The 19735-nt window shown below is 60.8% G+C and carries 21 protein-coding genes and 3 pseudogenes; 16 read left to right on the forward strand and 8 right to left on the reverse strand.

Annotated elements, in window-relative coordinates:
• Positions 1-6: 6 nt before the first annotated feature.
• The 3 genes from H7850_RS15035 to H7850_RS15045 form a co-directional block, all read right to left on the reverse strand.
• Positions 7-789, reverse strand: a complete 783-nt coding sequence (locus tag H7850_RS15035; RefSeq protein WP_072824469.1) for a ZIP family metal transporter — start codon at positions 787-789, stop codon at positions 7-9.
• 125 nt (positions 790-914) lie between these two features.
• Positions 915-2177, reverse strand: a complete 1263-nt coding sequence (locus H7850_RS15040) for a M23 family metallopeptidase (protein ID WP_084671684.1) — start codon at positions 2175-2177, stop codon at positions 915-917.
• Complete coding sequence (locus H7850_RS15045; protein ID WP_072824467.1) at positions 2174-2842, reverse strand: DsbA family protein; 669 nt, start codon at positions 2840-2842, stop codon at positions 2174-2176. Before H7850_RS15045 ends, H7850_RS15040 begins: the two co-directional genes overlap by 4 nt.
• 229 nt (positions 2843-3071) lie before the next feature.
• Here H7850_RS15045 and H7850_RS15050 point away from each other — a divergent pair.
• From H7850_RS15050 to H7850_RS15065, 3 genes and pseudogenes are all read left to right on the forward strand, one after another.
• Positions 3072-3909, forward strand: a pseudogene (locus tag H7850_RS15050) (cation transporter).
• A 142-nt stretch (positions 3910-4051) separates the two neighbouring features.
• A complete protein-coding gene (locus tag H7850_RS15055; protein WP_072824463.1) occupies positions 4052-4810 on the forward strand; it encodes a ZIP family metal transporter in 759 nt (252 codons plus the stop codon).
• 597 nt (positions 4811-5407) lie between these two features.
• Positions 5408-5761, forward strand: a complete 354-nt coding sequence (locus tag H7850_RS15065; protein WP_072824461.1) for a hypothetical protein — start codon at positions 5408-5410, stop codon at positions 5759-5761.
• A gap of 172 nt (positions 5762-5933) precedes the next feature.
• Here H7850_RS15065 and H7850_RS15070 read toward each other — a convergent pair whose 3' ends face one another.
• The 4 genes and pseudogenes from H7850_RS15070 to H7850_RS15085 form a co-directional block, all read right to left on the reverse strand.
• Entirely contained in the window at positions 5934-6554 is a 621-nt protein-coding gene (locus H7850_RS15070) for a class I SAM-dependent methyltransferase (RefSeq protein WP_072824459.1), read from the reverse strand.
• A 50-nt stretch (positions 6555-6604) separates the two neighbouring features.
• Entirely contained in the window at positions 6605-8020 is a 1416-nt protein-coding gene (locus H7850_RS15075) for a multicopper oxidase family protein (RefSeq protein WP_227370341.1), read from the reverse strand.
• Between the two features lie 294 nt (positions 8021-8314).
• Positions 8315-8449 (reverse strand): annotated as a pseudogene (locus H7850_RS18355) (MerR family DNA-binding transcriptional regulator); the annotation flags it as partial.
• A 142-nt stretch (positions 8450-8591) separates the two neighbouring features.
• Entirely contained in the window at positions 8592-9314 is a 723-nt protein-coding gene (locus tag H7850_RS15085) for a cytochrome c biogenesis CcdA family protein (protein ID WP_072824455.1), read from the reverse strand.
• A 261-nt stretch (positions 9315-9575) separates the two neighbouring features.
• On the opposite strand from H7850_RS15085, the gene H7850_RS15090 reads away from it, so the two are divergent.
• The 11 genes and pseudogenes from H7850_RS15090 to H7850_RS15135 form a co-directional block, all read left to right on the forward strand.
• Complete coding sequence (locus tag H7850_RS15090; protein WP_072824453.1) at positions 9576-10208, forward strand: peroxiredoxin; 633 nt, start codon at positions 9576-9578, stop codon at positions 10206-10208.
• 84 nt (positions 10209-10292) lie between these two features.
• A complete protein-coding gene (locus tag H7850_RS15095; RefSeq protein ID WP_072824451.1) occupies positions 10293-10700 on the forward strand; it encodes a heavy metal-responsive transcriptional regulator in 408 nt (135 codons plus the stop codon).
• A gap of 87 nt (positions 10701-10787) precedes the next feature.
• The gene (locus H7850_RS15100) at positions 10788-13277 is read left to right on the forward strand and encodes a heavy metal translocating P-type ATPase (protein WP_072824449.1); all 2490 of its coding nucleotides are present in this window, start codon (positions 10788-10790) and stop codon (positions 13275-13277) included.
• A 33-nt stretch (positions 13278-13310) separates the two neighbouring features.
• On the forward strand, positions 13311-13445 hold the full coding sequence (locus H7850_RS18160; protein ID WP_264477432.1) for a hypothetical protein: 135 nt from the start codon (positions 13311-13313) through the stop codon (positions 13443-13445).
• A 70-nt stretch (positions 13446-13515) separates the two neighbouring features.
• Positions 13516-14193 carry a TVP38/TMEM64 family protein gene (locus H7850_RS15105; RefSeq protein ID WP_072824447.1) on the forward strand — a complete coding sequence of 226 codons (678 nt, stop codon included), beginning with the start codon at positions 13516-13518 and terminating at the stop codon, positions 14191-14193.
• A 33-nt stretch (positions 14194-14226) separates the two neighbouring features.
• Positions 14227-14751: a DsbE family thiol:disulfide interchange protein gene (locus H7850_RS15110; protein WP_227370342.1), complete on the forward strand. Its 525-nt coding sequence runs from the start codon at positions 14227-14229 to the stop codon at positions 14749-14751.
• A 71-nt stretch (positions 14752-14822) separates the two neighbouring features.
• Positions 14823-15635 (forward strand): prolipoprotein diacylglyceryl transferase, encoded by an 813-nt coding sequence (gene lgt, locus H7850_RS15115; protein WP_072824443.1) that lies wholly within the window; start codon positions 14823-14825, stop codon positions 15633-15635.
• Complete coding sequence (locus H7850_RS15120) at positions 15632-16021, forward strand: hypothetical protein (protein WP_227370389.1); 390 nt, start codon at positions 15632-15634, stop codon at positions 16019-16021. The genes lgt and H7850_RS15120 overlap by 4 nt, the downstream gene beginning before the upstream one ends.
• Positions 15925-16173, forward strand: a complete 249-nt coding sequence (locus H7850_RS15125; protein WP_245791937.1) for a protein-disulfide reductase DsbD N-terminal domain-containing protein — start codon at positions 15925-15927, stop codon at positions 16171-16173. Before H7850_RS15120 ends, H7850_RS15125 begins: the two co-directional genes overlap by 97 nt.
• Before the next feature lie 175 nt (positions 16174-16348).
• Positions 16349-17260 (forward strand): MBL fold metallo-hydrolase, encoded by a 912-nt coding sequence (locus H7850_RS15130; protein ID WP_072824441.1) that lies wholly within the window; start codon positions 16349-16351, stop codon positions 17258-17260.
• Between the two features lie 102 nt (positions 17261-17362).
• Positions 17363-17965: pseudogene (locus H7850_RS15135) on the forward strand (sulfite exporter TauE/SafE family protein); the annotation flags it as partial.
• Here H7850_RS15135 and H7850_RS15140 read toward each other — a convergent pair.
• Entirely contained in the window at positions 17959-18396 is a 438-nt protein-coding gene (locus H7850_RS15140; protein WP_072824439.1) for a MerR family transcriptional regulator, read from the reverse strand. The pseudogene H7850_RS15135 and the gene H7850_RS15140 sit on opposite strands and share 7 nt — an antisense overlap.
• 253 nt (positions 18397-18649) lie before the next feature.
• Between H7850_RS15140 and H7850_RS15145 the strand changes: the two genes are divergently transcribed.
• Entirely contained in the window at positions 18650-18904 is a 255-nt protein-coding gene (locus H7850_RS15145) for a hypothetical protein (RefSeq protein ID WP_072824437.1), read from the forward strand.
• Positions 18905-18978: 74 nt separating this feature from the next.
• The gene (locus H7850_RS15150) at positions 18979-19674 is read left to right on the forward strand and encodes an SCO family protein (protein ID WP_072824435.1); all 696 of its coding nucleotides are present in this window, start codon (positions 18979-18981) and stop codon (positions 19672-19674) included.
• Positions 19675-19735: the final 61 nt, after the last annotated feature.

Raw genomic sequence — 19735 nt, forward strand, 5'->3', positions numbered from 1 at the left:
AACGCCTCAGCCCAGCGAAACATCCAGAAACAGCATGAGCACCAGCCCCACCGAGAGCCCCAGCGTTGCCTTGTTCTGGTGGCCACTACGGTGGGTCTCGGGGATGATTTCATGGCTGATGACGTAGAGCATGGCCCCGGCGGCGAACGCCAGGCCCCAGGGCAGCAGCGTCTGGGAAACGGTAACGATGCCCGCGCCCATCAGGCCGCCCAGTGGTTCGATCAGGCCCGTCAGGGCAGCGATACTCCACGACCGCCAGCGGGAGTAGCCCTCACCGAGCAGCGACACCGCAACGGCCAGGCCTTCCGGCGCATTCTGCAGGCCGATGCCGATGGCGAGTGGCAGCCCGCCCTCGCGGCCCCCAGCACCGAACGCGACGCCGACCGCGAGGCCTTCCGGCAGGTTATGAATCGTGATGGCGATGATGAACAGCCAGACCCGACGCAAAGACGCCGCCTCGGGGCCCTCACGACCCTGCTGGAAGTGCTCATGAGGAAGCCATTCGTTCATCAGCGCCACCATCCCGATACCCAGCAGGATCGACAAGCAGGCGATGGAGGCGGGAATGACGCTCCCCTCATAGCGCAGCTCGGAGGCGTCCAGGGATGGGATGATCAGGGAGAAGAACGACGCCGCGAGCATGACCCCGGCGGCGAACCCCAGCGCCAGGTCCCGGATGGCCCTATCGGGCGTTCTGCTCACGAGCACCGGAAGCGCCCCGACAGCCGTCATCGCGCCGGCGGCCAGGCTACCCAGAAAACCCAGCGAGACCGGGGAAAGCGCTTCCATGAGTTCTGCCTGTGCAGGTGAGTGTCTAACGCAGGTGAATGACGAATGCCGTGCCGGTGGTGGCTCGACGTGCCCTGTGAGCGCGTGCCCTCATATGGCTTGCGATCTGGAAAATTGCCGGAGACCTATGGGCGGTCCAGTGCCGCCAAGTCAGAAGCGACGGGATCACTGATCACCTCCTGCAGCTGTGCCCGCGCCTCGAACAGGGCCACGCGATAGTCCTCACGCCTCGGCGAGTCGCTTTCTTGCAGCAGGCGTTGCCCCTCCTTGAGAGGATCGACCGGTCGATCATCCACTCTCACTTCGTAATGCAGGTTGGGGCCGGTCGTGAGCCCGGATGCGCCTACCGCGCCCAATGGGTCGCCCGTGATGACCGAGTCGCCAACCGCAAGCCCGGGAGTGAAGCGACTGAGGTGGGTGTAGCGACTGATGGTGCCCGACGCATGCTCGAGCTCGACGACGCGTCCATATCCTCCCCGACGTCCAAGAAAGGAGATGCGCCCTGACGCTGCCGCCACCACCGGCGTGCCACGCGGCGCGGCAAGATCGATGCCGTCATGACGGCGGACCCCGCCATACACCGGATGGCGCCGGTTGCCGAACGGGGACGTCAGGCGGGCACCCAGCACCGGGAAACGCAAGGTGTCCTGCAGCTTGCCATCCTTGAACAGCATCACTGGCCCGCCCTGACCCTGTGGCCAAACCACCTCCAGCCGCTGTGCCCGACGCACAAGTCCGGCATAGGTCAAGCGTGGATCACCGACTCGTGCACCGTTCTCGCGGCGCATCTCTTGCCACAGCAGCTGCAGGCGTTCTCCGCCGCTAAGATCTCGGCGAACGTTCATGATGCCAGCCAGCAGGGCCTCGAGATCCGCGGCGAAGCGTGTCGGTAACGCCGCTGACGCGAGTGCCGCGTAGAGCGAGGACTCGATCACGATCTCGCGCCCTAGCACCCGGGTCTCGGTACGAGGCTGGACCACGCGCGCCCTAGGTCGCTCGTCCAGCGTGACAATGTATCGCACGCCGGAGGCCCGCTCGATGGCAACCGAGAGTGGCCGCCCGTCGTCCAGCCTGGTCAGGCTCACGCGATTGCCTGGCTGCAGCTGCCTCGGATCGAACTTATCGGTCAGGGTGGTGATGGCATGTTGTTGGGTCTCGGCATCGGCGCCCAGGCGGCGCAACAGGGAGGCGAGCGTGTCGCCGGATGCCACCCTGAGCGTCTTGGTGCTGCCGTCGGGCCGCCGAGCATTCGGCAGAGAGCGGTTCCTCTCCGGCTCGCCGGTCGACGCCTGGGACGCCGAGGCGAGCCAGGTATTCTCTTGCCAGCTCGCATCCGCCAGCAGGGGGCTCAATCCCAATAGCCCCACCAGCCACCAGCGTCGCGTCATGAGCCCCCTCCTGCTTCGGAAAGCTCCTCCACCTCTCGCTGAACAGCATCGACCAGCTCCTGCATGCCGAAGGGGTCCAGCTGTTCCTCATTGATGAAGAAGGTCGGGGTCTGGCGGATCTGGTTGGCCTTGACGTCTTCCTTGTCCTGCTCGAATACCGCCTGGACCTCAGGGGAATCGAGTTGCTCCTGCGCCTGGGCGCTGTCCAGCCCGGCCTGGCTGGCGATCTCCAGGATGGCGGCCTCATCGAAGCTGCCGTGGGCCGCCCACTGGTTCTGGCGAGCCAGCAGTGCCTCCAGCACCGGCTCGAAGCCCCCCTGCAGCCTGGCGGCTTCCAGCACGCGAATGGCCGTTTCTGACACCTCGCCATGGAAGGGGGTATAGCGCACCACCAGGCGGACCTGGTCGGGGTAGGTGTTCAGGATTTTCTTGGTGAGCGGATAGAAGGCGCGACAGGCCTCACAGGCCGGATCGAAGAACTCGACGATGGTGACCGGCGCGTCATCGGGCCCCAGGATCGGCGAATGAGAGCGGACGAGGCTGTTATCGGCCTCACGACTCGCCGACTCCGATGCGGCTCCAACCAACGAGGGATTCGAAACGGCAACGATAATGGCCACCAGGACCAGCGCGCCCACCAAGATAACAGCCGCACGTCGTATCATCTTATTTCCTCACGAGATGATCGGGTTAACCCACGAAACTCGGCGCGCAGCGAGTGGCCAGGGCCACGCGCCGATACGGCGCCGACGATGAAAGCGTCAAGCTTACAAGCTCTAGCTGGTACAGGTTCAATACCTGCTTCCCGCGCATCTCCGCAAGGCGTCCGGCGGGTGAGCCATAGCCTGTGGTGGCCAATGCGGCTGCGATGTAACGCCTGCAGCGGATACCGATATGCCAATTTTCTCCGAAGCGTCAGGGGAATGGTTCAGCGTTTATGCCGTGCCGAAAATGGATTTGACCGTCAGAAGAGCGGACGATCCGCTTGGCGCTGAACAGTTTTGATGAGCTTCGAACGCTGTCCTTTGACTTATCGAACCGCCGGTTGGAAGTCGTGCATGATGGCGCGGTTGAGCCCATTATCGTGAAACTGGCGGCCTTAGGGCTGGAGGCCTCGCTTCAGGAGACTCAAGCCGCCGACCCGGAGAGGATCGAAGTCCTTGAGAGCTCGGCTGACTCTGCTTCTCAGGAGCCTGGCTCCCTGCGGCTGTTGCTCGGCATCAATGCTCCCATGTTCGTGGTGGAGTTGACTGCTGGTCTGATCGCCCAGTCTACCGGCCTGATCGCGGATTCCCTGGACATGTTTGCCGATGCAACCGTCTATGGCCTTGCTCTCTATGCCGTAGGGTACAGTGCGAAAATGCAGGTGCGTGCCGCGCATCTGGCTGGCGTGCTCCAACTGATTCTGGCTCTCGGCGTCCTCGTAGAAGTGGGGAGGCGCTTTGTATTTGGTAGTGAGCCCGAATCGCTGATGATGATGGCCATTGTGTTCGTCGCGTTGATTGCTAATACTGGCTGTCTGCTATTGATCTCCAAGCACCGCGGGGGCGGCGCGCATATGCAGGCAAGCTGGATATTCTCGGCCAACGATGTGGTCATCAACATGGGCGTCATCGCCGCCGGTGCCTTGGTCGCCTGGACGGGGTCTAGCTATCCGGATCTGCTTATCGGTACCATCGTGGGCCTAATCGTCTTCAACGGCGCTCGGCGTATTCTGGCAATCAAGGCGTGAGGCCTCACGGTAGCAGCTATTGCTGCCGTGAACACTGGTCGAGGTGGCTTCATGATCGCGCCAGACCTGTACGACAGCGATGGTGCGAGATCTCGGAGCCAGCAAGGGAGCGTGTCTAGGCATCAACCAAGGAAGGATATTAATGGATAGTATCTGGCTGGTACTCGGCCTGGCGCTGCTTCCCGCACTAGGCAACTTCAGTGGTGGGCTCGCTGCGGAAGTTTCCTTGACTACCGGGCGCCGTCTCAATTATGCCCTTCATGGTGCCGCCGGCCTCGTCATTGCGGTGGTGGCAGTTGAAATCATGCCGCGCGTGCTCGAGGGACTCTCAGCTTGGCTAATCGCCCTCGCTTTCGCGTTGGGCGGCATCGCTTACGTAGGTCTCGAGAAACTTGTCGAGATTATCCAGAAGCGGCAAGACCGGCAGGGAGAGAACGGTCAGTCGAGCGTCTGGATGATCTATATCGCCGTGTCCATCGACCTGTTCAGCGATGGTCTCCTGGTCGGGGCGGGGTCTGCGGTCGCGCCGTCGGTTGCGATCATCCTGGCGGCGGGCCAGGTTCTAGCGGATTTCCCTGAGGGCTTTGCGGCGATCGCCAACATGAAAGACAAAGGGGTTCGCCGCAGCAAGCGCTTGCTGCTCTCTGCCTCCTTTGCAATTCCCGTGCTCTCGGCAGCCATCTTTGCTTACTTCGTGCTCAGAAACCAACCGGAGGCGTTCAAGCTAGCGGCCTTGACGTTCACGTCAGGTCTTCTTACGGTCGCTGCTATCGAAGACATGGTATCCGAGGCGCATGAGAGCGGTGAAGACACCCACGTCTCGCCTCTGGCTTTCATAGGCGGCTTCGTCCTGTTCGTTCTGGTCTCGGCGGGCTTGGAAGGAGTGGTATCGCAAAGCTAACGGCCACGCTGGTCCCCTTCAGCACAGCCACTGACGTGCTGGCTCGAAGCAATGCACCGCCCTTCTCAGGGCGTACCTAATCACGTCTGTCAATGGCCATCAGAACTGACCCACCTATGACCGTCAGCTGAGCGTCTTCTGCTTCAGCCGGTAGCTCTCGCCTCCCAACGTATAACGTATAGAGGTGCGAGTGACGGATGATCCGGTCGATGATCGGTACCGCCACGTTGTCATCGTGGAAGAAATCGCCACAGACCAAAGAATCTTCGTTCTTGGGCAGGGCCACCATGACCTACAGCATGGACCTTCCCGAGCCCGACAAGAACTTCGGTGTCGATCTATCAACCTTCTGGAGGGATGAAGGGTTCGGAGGGGCATAAGCACCCCTTCAACCATATAATCCGGATACCCTGAATTCGATGTCGAACTTTTCGGTTGCCATCTTTATCACTGCCATTTGTTGCCGCTGAAGTGTCATATTCACGAGGGCCTGTACGGCCTTCATCGTCGATTCCGAGCAGCACCCCCAAATATGAAGAGACGGCACGCTCGCCTCTGCGCGGCAGTGGGGCGAATGCCCGCTGGCAGGAGTTCGGGATGGTGTTGAATGGCTTCGACACCAATTTCGATGAGGAGAGCGAGCTCTATGCGGTCAACACGGTGGCGCATGCCTATGTGAACCGGCCCATCCGCCTCGAACGGGCGCGAACCGCGCGGATCTACCTGATCAACGTCACCAAGTTCGATCCAGTGAATTTGCCGCACCTGCATGCCAACTTCTACGACTACTACGATCATGGCACAACTCTGCTCCCACTCTCAGAACTGTGGATATGGTCATACAGTGCCAGGCGCAGCGGGGTATCCTGGAGTTCTCCTTCGCCAACCATGAGCCCGGGCTTTACATGTTTCACGCCCACCAAAGCGAATTCGTGGAACTCGGCTGGATGAGCCTGCTCGAGGTGGTCTGATGCACCGGGAGTGAAGCGGCCTCGCTGGTTTCCGGCATTTCAGTGCTGGGTGGCACCGTCGGTGTGGGGATTATGTACGCCACGGCCCTGCTCGTGCAGGTGTGACCTCGGCATCACTTGCCCGCTGATCGCATCCTTACACGAAGGCTTGGTCAACGGGGAGCGGCGGTTCCCCAGAAATTGGAACCGGCAAATCGCGGGACCTTCGGCAGATAGCCCGTTTCCATCCGCTGGATACGGAAGCCGGCGTGCTCGATGAGCTCGGGGATGGCGCGGTTGAGATGGCAGCCCCCCGCCACTCTGCGCCACAGAGGGTTGACGCGGTCCTGCCACTGGCGCACGCCCTCGTCGGGGGCCGTGCCGTGTTCGCAGAACAGCAGTTGGCCACTCGGCTTGAGCACGCGCCGCATCTGCTCGAGCGCTCGGTGCCAGTCGGGGATCGTGCACAGGGTGTAGGTCAGCACCACGGTATCGGCACTGTCGTCCTCGAGAGGGATCTCCTCCCCCGGCAAGTTCAGCCAGCGAACCTCGAACGGCGCCCCGGCGGCGTGATGGCGGGCCTTGCGGCGCATGCCCGCGGAGGGCTCGAGTCCCCACACCAGCTCGACACGCTGCGGATCGTAGTGAGGCAGGTTGAGGCCGGAGCCCATGCCAACCTCCAGGACCCGGCCTCGCGCTTGCGGCACCACGGCCGCCCGTTGACGCTCGACCACCTCGCTACCGCACGCCAGGTGGAGAAGATGCGGCAGGACGTGCTGCTCGTAAAAGGTCATCGGCTATCGCCATCCCTTGTGGTTGCTGTGGTCGACATACCGTCGGTTCGTTATGCCACTACCTTGTAGTAGCGCATCATGCCGGCATCCTCATGTTCCATGTTGTGGCAATGATACATGTACAGCCCCTCGAAGCTTTTGAAGGTCAAGGCGATGCGCACCCGTTCCTCCGGGAACACCAGCACCGTATCGTGCAACCCCGCGTCGATGATGCCATCGTGCAGATCTGTCCTGTCACCCGCCGATATCCGCTCCTGAACCTGGAACTGCAGGCCATGGACGTGCATGGGATGCGGCATCATGGTGTTGTTAACGAACTCCCAGATTTCCGTCTCCCCCAGCCGGACGATCTCGTCGTCCGCCACCGTCGCGCCCTCCATCCGCCGACCATTAATCGTGAACCCTTGCATCATGCGCATGCCCAGCTCGAAGCGACGAACCGGCGTATCGGCCTGCACCGGGGAAGTCGGCAAATCCTCGGCCAGCCGCTCCGGCAAGGCTCTCGAATCGTTCACCCGTGCGACGATATCGAAGGTGACCAGCGTGAGCCGCTCGCTCCCCATCATGTCACCCATCATCCCTCGGCCCATCATGCCACCGCCCCCCATCATCTCCCTTCCGCCCATCATCTCGAGTTGGTATGCCTCGCTCACGAGTTGCACGGAGTCACCAGGTTCGGTATCGCCGAAATCGACCCACAGGTCGACCCGCTGGGCCGGCGCCAGGGTGACCGAGCGGCGCCGCTCGGGCTCGGCGAGCAAGCCACCGTCGGTGCCAATGACGGTCACCGCCCGGCCACCGCTCCAGGCCAGCTTGTAGATGCGCGAGTTGGAACCGTTGAGCAGACGCAATCGATAAGACTGTGTGGACACCTCGCGTCGCGCGTCCGGATGGCCGTTCACCAGCACCTGCTCGCCACGAAAACCCCGCATGCGGGTCATCATCGCCCCCATGTCACTGCCGATGTACTGAAGCGCGTTGTCATCGGTAAAGGTACGATCCTGCAGGATGAGCACCAGCTCCCGCTCCCCGTCGGGCAGTCCGAGAGCACGCTCGGTGTCGTCGCTAATGATCAGCGGACCGGCAAGGCCGGCGTAGCTCTGAGGGCCGACTCGGCCGCCATCGGGGCCATGGGGATGGGGGTGATACCAGTACAGGCCGGCGCGATCAACGACATCGAAGGCGACCGTCGTGCTCGTCCCCGGTTCGATCGGCAGGCGCGGCTGGCCGTCCACGTTCGGCGGCACGTGCAGGCCATGCCAGTGCACGGTGGTGTCTTCGAGGAGCCCGTTGTCGATGCGTACACGCACACGCTGGCCACGGTGCAGACGGATAAGCGGGCCCGCATAGCTCTCGCCCACCGGCGTCAGGGTCTCGTTGGGCCCGGCGACTCGCTCGGCCGTGTAGCGCCAGACGTCGCTCGGCACGCCGGGCAGGATCGGCACCTTGGCGGGGTGGGCTCGCAAACGCAAATCAACGTCGAAGGGGCCCTCCATGGTCGTCGACGCGGACGCCGCCAGCGAACGGGAACGTCCCCCTCCAAACCACACCCCGGCGGCCGCCAGAGTCGATAGCGCCGCCACCCCACCGATTCGGCGTAATACGCTACGTCGTTGCAGGTCGACATTGTCCATGATTTTTCCCTCCTCTTCACGATGGTCGGTGGGCCACAAACGGGGGCTTTTTCCATGACGAACCCTTTGTTGCGCAAGAACGCTCACTATCCTACCAAGGCGTGAACAATTGGCGCGTCCGTTTCATCAAGAATTCGAGGTCCCGGGCTCGGCGTATGAATCGCAGAAAATGGATGTCCTGCGATATTGACGATAGTCGTTCTCCCTACGCCATAGCGCAGGAAACAGACCAATTTTCTCGTAGTAGCGGATCAGCTTGGCTGGGACACCGGTCCAACCTGCTCACATCACCGATGTTCATGGATAACGTTCTCATCGACTTCTGTTCAATACATGACATGAAAACGATAAACCTTATAGCAATGGGAAGGTCAAGAGCGGGCAATGCAGGCGTCTGTGTTGGCTATCCCAGTGTCGCCAGGGAGGGGAACAGGTCGACCATGATGCTGGAAAGCCGTGTCATGGTGCCCGAGACGATGGCAATACCCATGAGGATGACGATCGTCCCGGCGACCGGTCGAGCATAGGCGCTCCACCGTCCCAGGCGTTGCCGATGCAGGGCAAATCGATTGATCAGCAGGGTGCTGGCAAGAAACGGTAGCGCCAAGCCCAGGGAATATGTACTCAAGTAGATCATGCCGGCCTGGGCACTGGCAGTACTGGAGGTGGCCATCAGGATGGCACCCAGGATAGGGCCAATACAGGGTGTCCAGCCGATAGCGAAGGAGACCCCGAACACCGTTGCCGACAGTGGGGAGCCGCCCTGAACGCTTGGAGTGAACTGAAGGGTACGCTGGAACAGCGAAAACCGGAACACACCGGTCATGAACAGGCCCAGCACGATCACCACCGACCCGGCGACCCAGTTGAATTCCTGACGATACCCCCGCATCAGTTGACCGATACCACTGGCGCCAAGCCCCAGCAAGATAAACACAATGCTGAAGCCGAAGACGAAGAAGACGCTGAGGATCATGGCCTCCAGACGTCTATCGGCCTTGCCGGCGCTCCCGCCCGTGACCACCGACAGGTAGGCCGGTAACAGCGGCAGCGTGCAGGGCGAGAAGAAGGAGACCAACCCGCCGGCGAAAGCACCGAATAAACCGATAGAAGAGAGAGATTCCAAGGCATTACGCTTCCTGGGGCGGTATCAACATGCGAGACGTGAACCGGTCTGTGACCGACTGCCTGCTACGGTATTCAGTTCGGCAAATGATTCTAGATTCTAAAGGGTGTGTCCGCCTCCAGGTCAACCATGAATAAATGACTATCCATATAATCTAACGGGATACCACTTCTCCCTTCGAAAGCCCTTGACCTTAAAGTTGACTTTAAAGTTATCGTGCATAGTGCATCATCCCATATACCCCGATACAAGGAGAGAATGATGGCACTACAGCTTGGAGAGATAGCCCCCGACTTCACGGTCGAATCCACGGAAGGCACGCTCAGCTTCCATCAATGGCTTGGCGATAGCTGGGCCGTACTATTCTCGCATCCTGCCGACTATACGCCTGTCTGCACCACGGAACTGGGTGCGTTCGCCAAGCGCAAGGGCGAGTTCGAGCAGCGTGGCGTTAAACTGGTTGGGGTGTCGGTCGATCCGCTCGACTCCCATAGCGGTTGGGCCGGGGATATCGAGAAGACCCAGGGCGCGGCGCTGAACTACCCGCTGCTGGCGGATGAGGATCGGGTGGTTGCGGACCTCTACGGGATGATCCATCCGAAAGCCGATCCCAAGGTCACGGTGCGTACCGTTTTCATCATCGATGCCGACAAGAAGGTGCGTCTCACTCTGACCTATCCGCCCAGCACGGGTCGAAACGTCGATGAGATCCTGCGCGTCATCGACTCGCTTCAGCTGACCGACAAGCACAAGGTGGCGACCCCCGTGGACTGGCAGAACGGCGAGGATGTCATCATCGTCCCGTCGCTGTCGAATGACGAAGCCAAGGAGCGCTTTCCCGAGGGCTGGGACGAGAAAACACCTTACCTGCGTGTCGTCCGCCAACCACGCTAATGGCACCACTGTCCGCGAATCTGGCAGCCCGGTTGAACCGGGCTGCCAATGACCGACGATTGACAACCTCGTTGAGGTGAACTTATGCAGACATTCAGTATCGGCGAGCTTGCCGAACGTAGCGGGGTCGCCAGCCAGGCGATCCGCTATTACGAGAAAGAGAAGCTCATGCCTGCCCCTCAGCGAACGGACGCCAACTATCGGCGCTATCCCTTGGATGCCGTGGCCAGGCTCGAATTCATCGTGCATGCCAAGCAGTGGGGCTTCAGCCTCGACGAGATCCGCGAATTGCTGATCCTCCAGGATGCCAACGGTGATCGCGCCCAGGCCAAGCGTATCGCCGCAGAGAAGCTGCACAAGATTCGTGAGCAAATTCGGCATCTTTCGCGGGTCGAGGCCGTGCTGTCGAAAACTCTCGACGAGTGCACGGGCGAAGGACCGATGCAGGAAGGGTGCCCGATTGTCGATGCTATCGCCGAACAAGACGAGTGAACAAACACATGAGCACCGACAGTGTGACGCCAGACAACCCCTACGCGCATCCCGGGTCGGCGAGAACCTAACGAGGAGGACGCAGCGATGACGGAAAACGTCACTATCGAGATTCGGGGCATGTCCTGTGCATCCTGCGTGGGGCGCGTGGAACGCGCACTCGATAAGCAACCGGGTGTCATCGACTCTCAGGTGAATCTCGCCACCGAGAAGGCGACGGTTGCCCTCGAGGAGAGCGCCACCCTCAGCCAGGTGGTCGAGGCCATCGAAGAGACGGGCTATCAACCCGTCGTCGAAGACGCTGAGATTCCGGTCATCGGCATGACCTGTGGCTCCTGCGTATCGCGAGTGGAGCGCTCGCTCAAGAAATTGCCGGGCATTCTCCAGGCCAGTGTCAACCTGACCACCCAGAAGACGTTCGTGCGGTTTCTGCCTGGCGCGGTGTCGTTACCGCGACTCCATCATGCCATCAAGGATGCGGGCTATGAGCCGCAGGAACCCGATGCCAGCGCACAAACGCAGAACGAGGACCGAGAAGGACTCCAGTTGCGCAATAAGGTCCTACTCGCTGCGGCGTTCACGATTCCCGTGGTGTTGATCGCCATGGGCAAGATGATTCCCGCTCTGGAAGCCTTCTTCACCAGCATCATGCCGCACCGAGGCTGGATGGGTGTCGAGTGGTTATTGACTACGCCCGTGCTGTTCTATGCCGGGGCACGCTTCTATCGCTCCGGCTATGCCGAGCTTCGGCACGCGAACCCGGGCATGAACAGTCTGGTCATGATCGGCTCGAGCGCGGCCTATTTTTATTCGGTCGCGGCACTGCTGGTGCCTGGATTCTTTCCCGCGGGGACAGCCGAAAGCTATTTCGAGGCGGCGGCGGTCATCGTCACGCTCATCCTGCTAGGGCGGTATTTCGAGCACGTCGCCAAGGGCCGTACTTCCGAGGCGATCAAGAAGCTCCTGCAGCTGCAGGCGAAAACCGCCCGAGTCATTCGCGACGGTGAAGCGGTCGAGGTGTCGATCGAGGCCGTCGTGCCCGGCGATCGCATACTGGCCCGCCCGGGGGAGCGCATCCCGGTGGATGGCGTCGTTGAAGAAGGCCATTCCTTCGTCGACGAGTCAATGATCAGCGGTGAACCGGTGCCGGTTGCCAAGCAGCAGGATGCCGAAGTCGTCGGTGGCACGGTCAATAAGAATGGCTCGCTTACCTTCCGTGCTACGCGGGTCGGTGCCGATACGCTGCTATCGCAAATCGTCAGGATGGTGGAATCGGCCCAGGCCGAGAAGCCCCCGATCCAGCAGCTAGCCGACAAGATCGCCGGGGTGTTCGTGCCCGTGGTCATCGTTATCGCACTGATCACCTTCAGCGTATGGCTCGGCTTCGGACCGGCCCCGGCGCTGTCCTTCGCCTTTGTCACGACGGTTAGCGTACTGCTGATTGCCTGCCCTTGTGCGATGGGGCTGGCCACGCCGACCGCGATCATGGTGGGGACCGGCAAGGGTGCCGAGATGGGGGTGCTGTTTCGCAAGGGCGCAGCCCTCGAGACGCTCGCCAAGATTGATACGGTCGTGCTGGACAAGACCGGCACGCTGACCCGAGGCCGCCCCGAACTGACCGATTTCATCGTGACCGATGGCCACGAGAACGAGGTGCTCCAATGGGTAGCGGCGGTGGAAGCGCAGAGCGAACACCCCATCGCCGAAGCCATTGTGCGCAACGCTAAGGAGCGTGGGCTCGAGCTCCCGAGCGTTAGCCATTTCAGCGCCGAGCCGGGCTATGGCATCGAGGCCGACGTCGCCGGCCACCGGCTTCACGTGGGGGCCGATCGCTACATGCACCGGCTGGGGCTCGAACTCGGTCAGGCGGAAGCCCGCGCCAAGGCGTTCGCCGAGGACGCCAAGAGTCCGCTCTATGCGGCGGTGGACGGTCGGCTGGCAGCGATCATCGCAGTGGCGGACCCGCTCAAGGAGGGCTCGGCCGAGGCTATAGCATCACTCAAGGCGCTGGGGCTGGAGATAGCGATGCTCACCGGCGACAATCGCGCCACCGCCGATGCCATCGCCAAGCAAGTCGGCATACGGCGCGTGCTTGCCGAAGTGCTGCCGGACCAGAAAGCGGCCGAGATCAAGCGGCTCCAAGCCGAGGGCCAAGATGTTGCATTCGTGGGTGATGGGATCAACGATGCACCGGCGCTGGCCCAGGCCGATGTCGGTATCGCCATCGGCACCGGAACGGATATCGCGATCGAGGCCGGTGATGTGGTGCTGATGCGCGGCGATCTGAGAGGCATCGTCAATGCCACGGCACTCTCCAGGCGCACCCGTAAGACCATTCTCGGCAACTTCATCTGGGCTTATGGCTATAACTTGGCATTGATTCCGGTGGCGGCGGGCGTGTTATTCCCGTTTACCGGCTTCTTGCTCAATCCCATGCTAGCGGCGGGCGCCATGAGCCTTTCCAGCGTATTCGTTCTGACCAACTCATTGCGGCTTCGCCGCTTTAAGCCGGATATCGACGACGCGATGCCAAGCACTGACGGGGCTACCCGGCCAGAACGGGCCCATCCCGCCTGAGCCACTCACCCGGTTATCGAAGGGGAATTCGACATGATGGGAAGCGAAAGCTGCATGTGGGGCATGGCGGGGATGGGCCTGATCGGCATCCTGCTGATCATCGCGTTGGTGCTCGGCGTGGCAGCACTCGTCAAATACCTGTTTTTCAACAAAAAGCGCGAGAAGTAGAGAAGAACGTTAACGAGTGGAGTTGCCCATTGGCTTGGCTAGAGACTTCGATGCACGACGTGAGAAAGATATGGCAAGTAGGCTCGGCATAAAGCCAAGGCTCGTATGGGGAGTCGCCGTCCTGGTTGGCTTGGTGGCCCTTTATTGGGTGCTGATGGAGACCGGTGTCTTATCGACGCTTACCAATAAGCAGGCGTTGCGTGAGTGGGTTGGCCAGTTGGGATTCTGGGGGCCGCTGGCCATTATCGCCATGATGATTGCGGCCATTGTCATGAGCCCGATACCCAGTGGGCCGATTGCGATGGTAGCCGGTGCGTCCTACGGTCCTGTTTGGGGAACGGCGTATGTGGTCCTCGGTGCGGAGGCCGGCGCGCTACTCGCCTTTTGCATTGCACGGCTGCTTGGCTACGAGGCGATCCATCGTTGGTCGCGTATCCGCCCAATGCTGAACTGGCTGGGAAGGGATCGCTCCCAGATGGGATTAATGCTCGTTGTCTTCGCATCGCGATTGGTGCCATTTATTTCGTTCGATGCCGTCAGTTACGCGGCGGGCCTTACACCGCTGGCCTTCTGGCGTTTCCTGATCGCCACGCTGGCCGGCGTGATTCCCACGGCGTACCTGGTCGTCATGTTCGGCGAGGCCCTGATCACTGCCGACTCCCGCGGCCTCATGGTCGTACTGATACTGATCAGTGGTATCACGCTTCTGCCGATCCTGGCGAAACTCGTCTGGGCTCGGAATACATGAACCCTAACAGCTGACAGCCTGTGAGGCGCACACGTGAAACGGCGACTATTACTGCTGTTACCCCTGTTGGTTTTCCTGGGCATGGGGTTCTTTCTCTACCGCGGCTTGGGAATGGATCCCAGCGCACGCGATTCGGCACTGCTGGCTCAGAAGTTTCCGGCCTTTAGCCTCTCAACGCTGAAAGATCCCTCACGCCACGTCGATGAGTCCCTACTGGAAGGTGAAATAACCCTGGTTAATGTCTGGGCCGAGTGGTGCCCGACCTGCAAGGAGGAAATGCCTCAGTTGCTGACACTGGCCGAACGTGGCGTGCGCTTGGTTGGCATCAACTACAAGGACACCCGTGCCAAGGGGCAGGAGTTTCTTGACGAGTTCGGCGACCCTTTCGAAGTCAATATCTTCGATCCGGATGGCGACCTGGGTTTCGAACTCGGCGTCTACGGCGTGCCGGAGACCTTCCTCGTCTATACCAAGAGCATTATCCGCTATAAGCACACGGGCTATATCACTCCCGGGGATGTCGAGCAGGTCATGAAGGAGGTGGAAAAATGGCAGTAATGAGTCGTCGAGCGTGCTGGAAATTGCTTTTGTTGATAGCGCGACCGGTAACGGTCATATAAGGAAAACACATGCTGCAATACCCTCAGATCGATCCTGTGGCCATCTCCCTGGGGCCGGTACAGATTCACTGGTATGGCCTGATGTATGTGGTCGGCCTGGCCGCCGCTTGGTGGCTGGGGCGCCGTCGTGCCCACCGCCTGGGCCTGAGTCATGACGATATCGGCGACCTGATCTTCTACGGCGCCCTGGGGATCATCCTCGGGGGTCGCCTGGGCTATGCGCTGTTCTATGGGTTCGAGCAACTGCTGGCCAACCCCCTGTGGCTCTTCAGAATCTGGGACGGCGGCATGAGCTTCCATGGCGGCCTGGCCGGCGTGCTAATCGCCGCCCTGTTGTTTGCCCGCAAGAAGCGCCTCGCCTTCTTTCAGCTGACCGATTTCATCGCCCCCCTGGTGCCTATCGGCCTGGGGGCCGGGCGACTCGGCAACTTCATCAATCACGAACTGCCGGGGCGCGTCAGCGAGGTGCCTTGGGCCATGGTGTTTCCGCCCATGATGGGGCTGGGCCCGGAACCACGCCATCCCTCGGCACTCTACGAATTTGCCCTGGAGGGGGTCGTACTGTTCGGGGTGCTGTGGTGGCTGTCGAGCCAGCCACGCCGGCGGGGCACGATCTCCGGGCTGTTCCTGCTGCTCTATGGCGCCTTCCGCTTCGCCGTGGAGTTCGTGCGACTGCCCGATCCTCAACTGGGGTTCATCGCCTTCGGCTGGCTGACCATGGGACAACTGTTGACCCTGCCGATGCTCATCGCGGGCCTGGCGCTGGTCATCTGGGCGAGGCGTCAGCCGGTGGATGACGCCAAGGCGGCGGTGGCCTCATGAACACGGCCCTCGCTTCTCTGCTGGTTGCGCTGCTCGTCGCCACACCGGTAGCGGCCCGTGAGGGGATTCCCTTGGGCGGTGACAAGAGCAATCCCTTCAGTGATTTGGTTCAGGGGCAATTCCTGCCGGCTAAAGAAGCCTTCCAGGCCAGCGCCTGGCGAGACGATGAGCGGCTCTACGTCGGCTTCCTCAATGCCGAGGACTATTACCTTCATCGCCACCAATTCGCCCTGGACAGCCGCTCCCGGGCGTCAGTGTCGGTGAGCTGGCATTGCCACCCGGGGAACGCATGGTGCATGCCTCGCTGGGGGAGATCCGCGTGTTCCATGACCGGGTGGTATTCAGTGCGCCCATCGAGGCGAGCGGAGCCACTCGCGAGCCGCTGACCATCACGGTGACCTTTCAGGGCTGTTCCGACCGGGGACTGTGTTACCCGCCCGAACAGGTCGAGCTCGAAGCGCTTCACGGGTCGCCTCCCGCGGCCTTTGCCACCCCCTCCCCTCGTGATACGGCGGATAATCCCAACGGAGCACCTTGAATGGATCCCACCGACCTGAGCCTGCCGTCTTGGGGAAACACTGCATAATCCCCGTCGCAGCTTCGGGAGATACGGCGCGGGGTGGAAAGTGGCATTGATAACATCTGCAAGAGCCCCTTTTCATATTTCTTTTTAAGCTACCTTGGAACGGAATCAAAGGAAGAGGAGAGAAAGCATGCGTACCTTTCGACACTCACCAGGCAGGCCAGACGTGGCCGGCTTCTACGATCCAAGAACCTCCAGTGTGCAGTACGTGGTAAGCGACCCATCAACCCGGCGCTGCGCGATCATCGATCCGGTGCTGGACTTTGATGAAAAATCCGGAGCCACAGCGACACATCATGCCGATGAATTACTTGATTACGTGGCAGCCCAGAGACTCGAGGTAGAATGGATCCTCGATACCCATCCTCATGCCGACCACTTCTCGGCAGCGCAATACCTAAAAGAGAAAACTGGGGCGCCTATGGCGATCGGAAGTTATGTCACGAAGGTCCAGGCTTTGTGGAAGGATATCTACAATTGGCCCGACTTTCCGGCCGATGGCCATCAGTGGGATCACCTCTTCAACGAAGGCGACACATTCAAGATCGGTGAGGTCGAAAGTCATGTGATGCACTCTCCGGGGCATACATTGGCCTCGATCACCTATGTTATCGGCGATGCCGCTTTTATTCACGATACGCTGTTCCAGCCCGATGGCGGAACGGCGCGTGCCGATTTCCCCGGGGGTAACGCTCACAAGCTCTGGAACTCCATCCAGGCCATACTGGCATTGCCGGATGATACCCGGCTCTTTACGGGGCATGACTACATGCCCGGCGATCGTGAACCGGGGTGGGAAAGCACGGTACGCAGCCAGCGAGAAAGCAATATCCATCTTTGTCACGGATTGACTGCTGAGGGTTACGTGGCCATGCGTAACGAGCGGGATGCCGGGCTGCCCATGCCGAAGCTGATCCTGCCTTCACTACAGGTCAATATCCGCGGTGGCGCTCTTCCTGAACCGGAAGAGAACGGCCAGCGCTATCTCAAAATTCCTCTTGATGCCCTGCCCGAAGCTACCTGGGGCAAAGCACGCAACTGATACTTTAGCCAATTTTGCGCGGCGGCCTTCCGCCTGATGCGGCATAAAGACAAACCGGAGTACCTTGAATGGATCCCACCGGCCTGAGCCTGCCGCCGCTGACGGCGGCCTGGGCGCCTGGCGGGCCTGTTGCTCGGCTACAACTTGGGCCGCATCACCAGCTATATGACTGCCGGTGCCCTGGTGGCGCTGCTCGGTTCCGTGCTCAACCATGCCCTGGACGGCATCGCCCTGGCACTACGTATCCTGGCGGCGGTCATGCTGATTCTGATGGCCCTGTACATCGCCAACTGGTGGAGAGGCTTGCTGCATGTCGAGGCCCTGGGGCGCTCGCTCTGGCGCCGTATCGAGCCGCTCGGTCGACGCTTGTTGCCCGTGGTGAAGGTGCCACAGGCCTTCGCGCTGGGGTCGATCTGGGGCTGGATGCCCTGTGGGCTGATCTATTCGATGCTGGCCTGGAGTCTGGCCGTGGCCGAGCCGCTGCGTGCCGCGGCGATGATGGGGGCCTTCGGGCTCGGCACCCTGCCCGTCGTCCTGGCGACCGGTGTGGCCGCGCGTCGCGTCTCGCTCTGGATTCGTCATCCGGCGACCCGCACGATGGCGGCGTTGCTGATCATGGCGTTTGCCGTCTGGCAGCTCTGGCATCTGTCATCCATGACCGGTATGGACGATATGGCCGGCGGCATGACGCCGTCGCCTCACTGATGACCACGCTGAGTCGTCCCATCCTGTTGCCGCGTCAGCTCTGCCATCAGTTGGTTGAGGCTGGGCGCTTTGGTAGTGTCACGAAACTCGGCGTGCGAACGTCGCCTGGCTCGTTCCAGCCAACTTGCCAGGGTCTGCAGCTCTCGAACGCGCGAGTGGATAAGAGGTAAGCTCTCGGCCAGCCGGTCAACCCTGTCGACAGGCAAAGTGTTATCTCGTTCCGCGCGTACCAGTACCTCTTTGATTTCCTTGAGGCTGAGACCCAGACAACGCAGGCAGTCGATAAGACGAAGCCGCCCCAGCGCCTCTTCGTCATAGAGCTGATAGTCGTTGCGTGGATCCCGCCGCGACGGTAACAAGCCTTCTCGCGTGTAGTGGCGCACCGTTTCGGCGGTGACGCCACCAGCGCGGGCCAGTTCGCTGACGCGCATTGATCTACCCTCTACTACGTGTCTGAGAGCAGTCTACAACCGCGGGGCTGCCCAAGGGTCAAGGCCGCTGCCAGGCCTTCGCCGACGAGCAACCCATGCCGGCGCGGAGGCCTAAAAATAGGGCTTGACCTTGAAGTGGGCTTTAAGGATACCTTTCCAGCAAGTAGCCACGCTGCGAATGTTGAAACCAAGGTCAAACCTTCCCACCCTCGCGGATGGATAGGTGATTCCCAGGAAGATAGAGGAGAGTGTCATGCGGAAACGTCATACTGCGATCCTGACTGCCGCCATCATCGTTACCGGTAGCCTCGGGGCGGGCTCGCTCCTTGCACAGGAAGAGAGTCAGCAGGAGCCAATGGAAGGTCAGGGCATGCAGGGCAACATGATGCAGGAAGGTGGCATGCACGGCATGATGGGGATGATGAGTGAAATGAATGCCATGATGGAAAAATGCAATGCCATGATGGACAAGATGCAGCAGGGTCATGAGAGTGACAGTAACGCCTGACAGTATATGGGCCCGGCTGCTCCACATAGGAGCAGCTGAGTTACGGTTTTGATGATGCGAGCGGAGGACGGCCTTTGAGTAAAAGCATCTATGCTCCGTTAGCCATTCTTTTGCTGGTGACAAATTCTCCATCCTTCGCTCATTCCCTCGAAGAGGCCGAGGAGACGTTGCAGGAGCGGGAGCGCTACGCCCAGTTTGTCGACCAGCCAGCGCCGGCATTTTCCTTGACCGATGCTGACGGTAATACCGTGTCGTCCTCTGACCTGAAAGAAAGCGTCGTGGTGCTCAATTTCATCTACACCCGCTGCCAGGAAGCCTGCCCTGTGCATATGAACCTGATTGCCGAGGTGCAGGAACGAGTCAGCGACGCCGGCCTGAGTGAGGCGGTCGAGTTCATTACCATCGCCACCGACAGCGAAGATATCGTCGGCACCCGGGAAAACATGCGAGCCTATGGCAAGAACTTCGACCTGGACTCCGCCAACTGGCGCTTTCTATATCGTGACGAAGGCGATCCGGCCGACACCACACGCCAGATCGCAGAAGCCTATGGCCTCCGGTTCGACGACGTGGCGGAGGGCGTCCAGGCCCATGGCGTCGTGACCCATGTTATCGATCCGTCGGGGCGTATGCGGGCTCGCTTTCATGGCCTCGAATTCGATCCGGAGCACCTGGTTTCGTATGTACGGGTACTGGCAGAAGGACCAGAGACATTATCCACTGGCACCTGGGACCGTATCCGTCATTACGTTACCGATATCGTTAACTAAATTCCGCGAGACAATGCTCAACGGCATCATCGCTCATTTCACGACCTCCTCGGAGACTCCG

It is taken from the genome of Halomonas sp. M20, from assembly GCF_020622265.1.
Lineage (GTDB): Bacteria > Pseudomonadota > Gammaproteobacteria > Pseudomonadales > Halomonadaceae > Modicisalibacter.

Excerpts from the sequence above, each read along its gene's own strand:
- H7850_RS15070 (WP_072824459.1), bottom strand. The coding sequence starts at position 6,554 with ATGACCTTTTACGAGCAGCACGTCCTGCCGCATCTTCTCCACCTGGCG.
- H7850_RS15125 (WP_245791937.1), top strand. The coding sequence starts at position 15,925 with ATGGTGCATGCCTCGCTGGGGGAGATCCGCGTGTTCCATGACCGGGTG.
- H7850_RS15040 (WP_084671684.1), bottom strand. The coding sequence starts at position 2,177 with ATGACGCGACGCTGGTGGCTGGTGGGGCTATTGGGATTGAGCCCCCTG.
- H7850_RS15095 (WP_072824451.1), top strand. The coding sequence starts at position 10,293 with ATGCAGACATTCAGTATCGGCGAGCTTGCCGAACGTAGCGGGGTCGCC.
- H7850_RS15035 (WP_072824469.1), bottom strand. The coding sequence starts at position 789 with ATGGAAGCGCTTTCCCCGGTCTCGCTGGGTTTTCTGGGTAGCCTGGCC.
- H7850_RS15045 (WP_072824467.1), bottom strand. The coding sequence starts at position 2,842 with ATGATACGACGTGCGGCTGTTATCTTGGTGGGCGCGCTGGTCCTGGTG.
- H7850_RS15055 (WP_072824463.1), top strand. The coding sequence starts at position 4,052 with ATGGATAGTATCTGGCTGGTACTCGGCCTGGCGCTGCTTCCCGCACTA.
- H7850_RS15140 (WP_072824439.1), bottom strand. The coding sequence starts at position 18,396 with ATGCGCGTCAGCGAACTGGCCCGCGCTGGTGGCGTCACCGCCGAAACG.
- H7850_RS18160 (WP_264477432.1), top strand. The coding sequence starts at position 13,311 with ATGATGGGAAGCGAAAGCTGCATGTGGGGCATGGCGGGGATGGGCCTG.
- H7850_RS15105 (WP_072824447.1), top strand. The coding sequence starts at position 13,516 with ATGGCAAGTAGGCTCGGCATAAAGCCAAGGCTCGTATGGGGAGTCGCC.
- H7850_RS15065 (WP_072824461.1), top strand. The coding sequence starts at position 5,408 with ATGGTGTTGAATGGCTTCGACACCAATTTCGATGAGGAGAGCGAGCTC.
- H7850_RS15120 (WP_227370389.1), top strand. The coding sequence starts at position 15,632 with ATGAACACGGCCCTCGCTTCTCTGCTGGTTGCGCTGCTCGTCGCCACA.
- H7850_RS15090 (WP_072824453.1), top strand. The coding sequence starts at position 9,576 with ATGGCACTACAGCTTGGAGAGATAGCCCCCGACTTCACGGTCGAATCC.
- H7850_RS15130 (WP_072824441.1), top strand. The coding sequence starts at position 16,349 with ATGCGTACCTTTCGACACTCACCAGGCAGGCCAGACGTGGCCGGCTTC.
- lgt (WP_072824443.1), top strand. The coding sequence starts at position 14,823 with ATGCTGCAATACCCTCAGATCGATCCTGTGGCCATCTCCCTGGGGCCG.
- H7850_RS15100 (WP_072824449.1), top strand. The coding sequence starts at position 10,788 with ATGACGGAAAACGTCACTATCGAGATTCGGGGCATGTCCTGTGCATCC.
- H7850_RS15145 (WP_072824437.1), top strand. The coding sequence starts at position 18,650 with ATGCGGAAACGTCATACTGCGATCCTGACTGCCGCCATCATCGTTACC.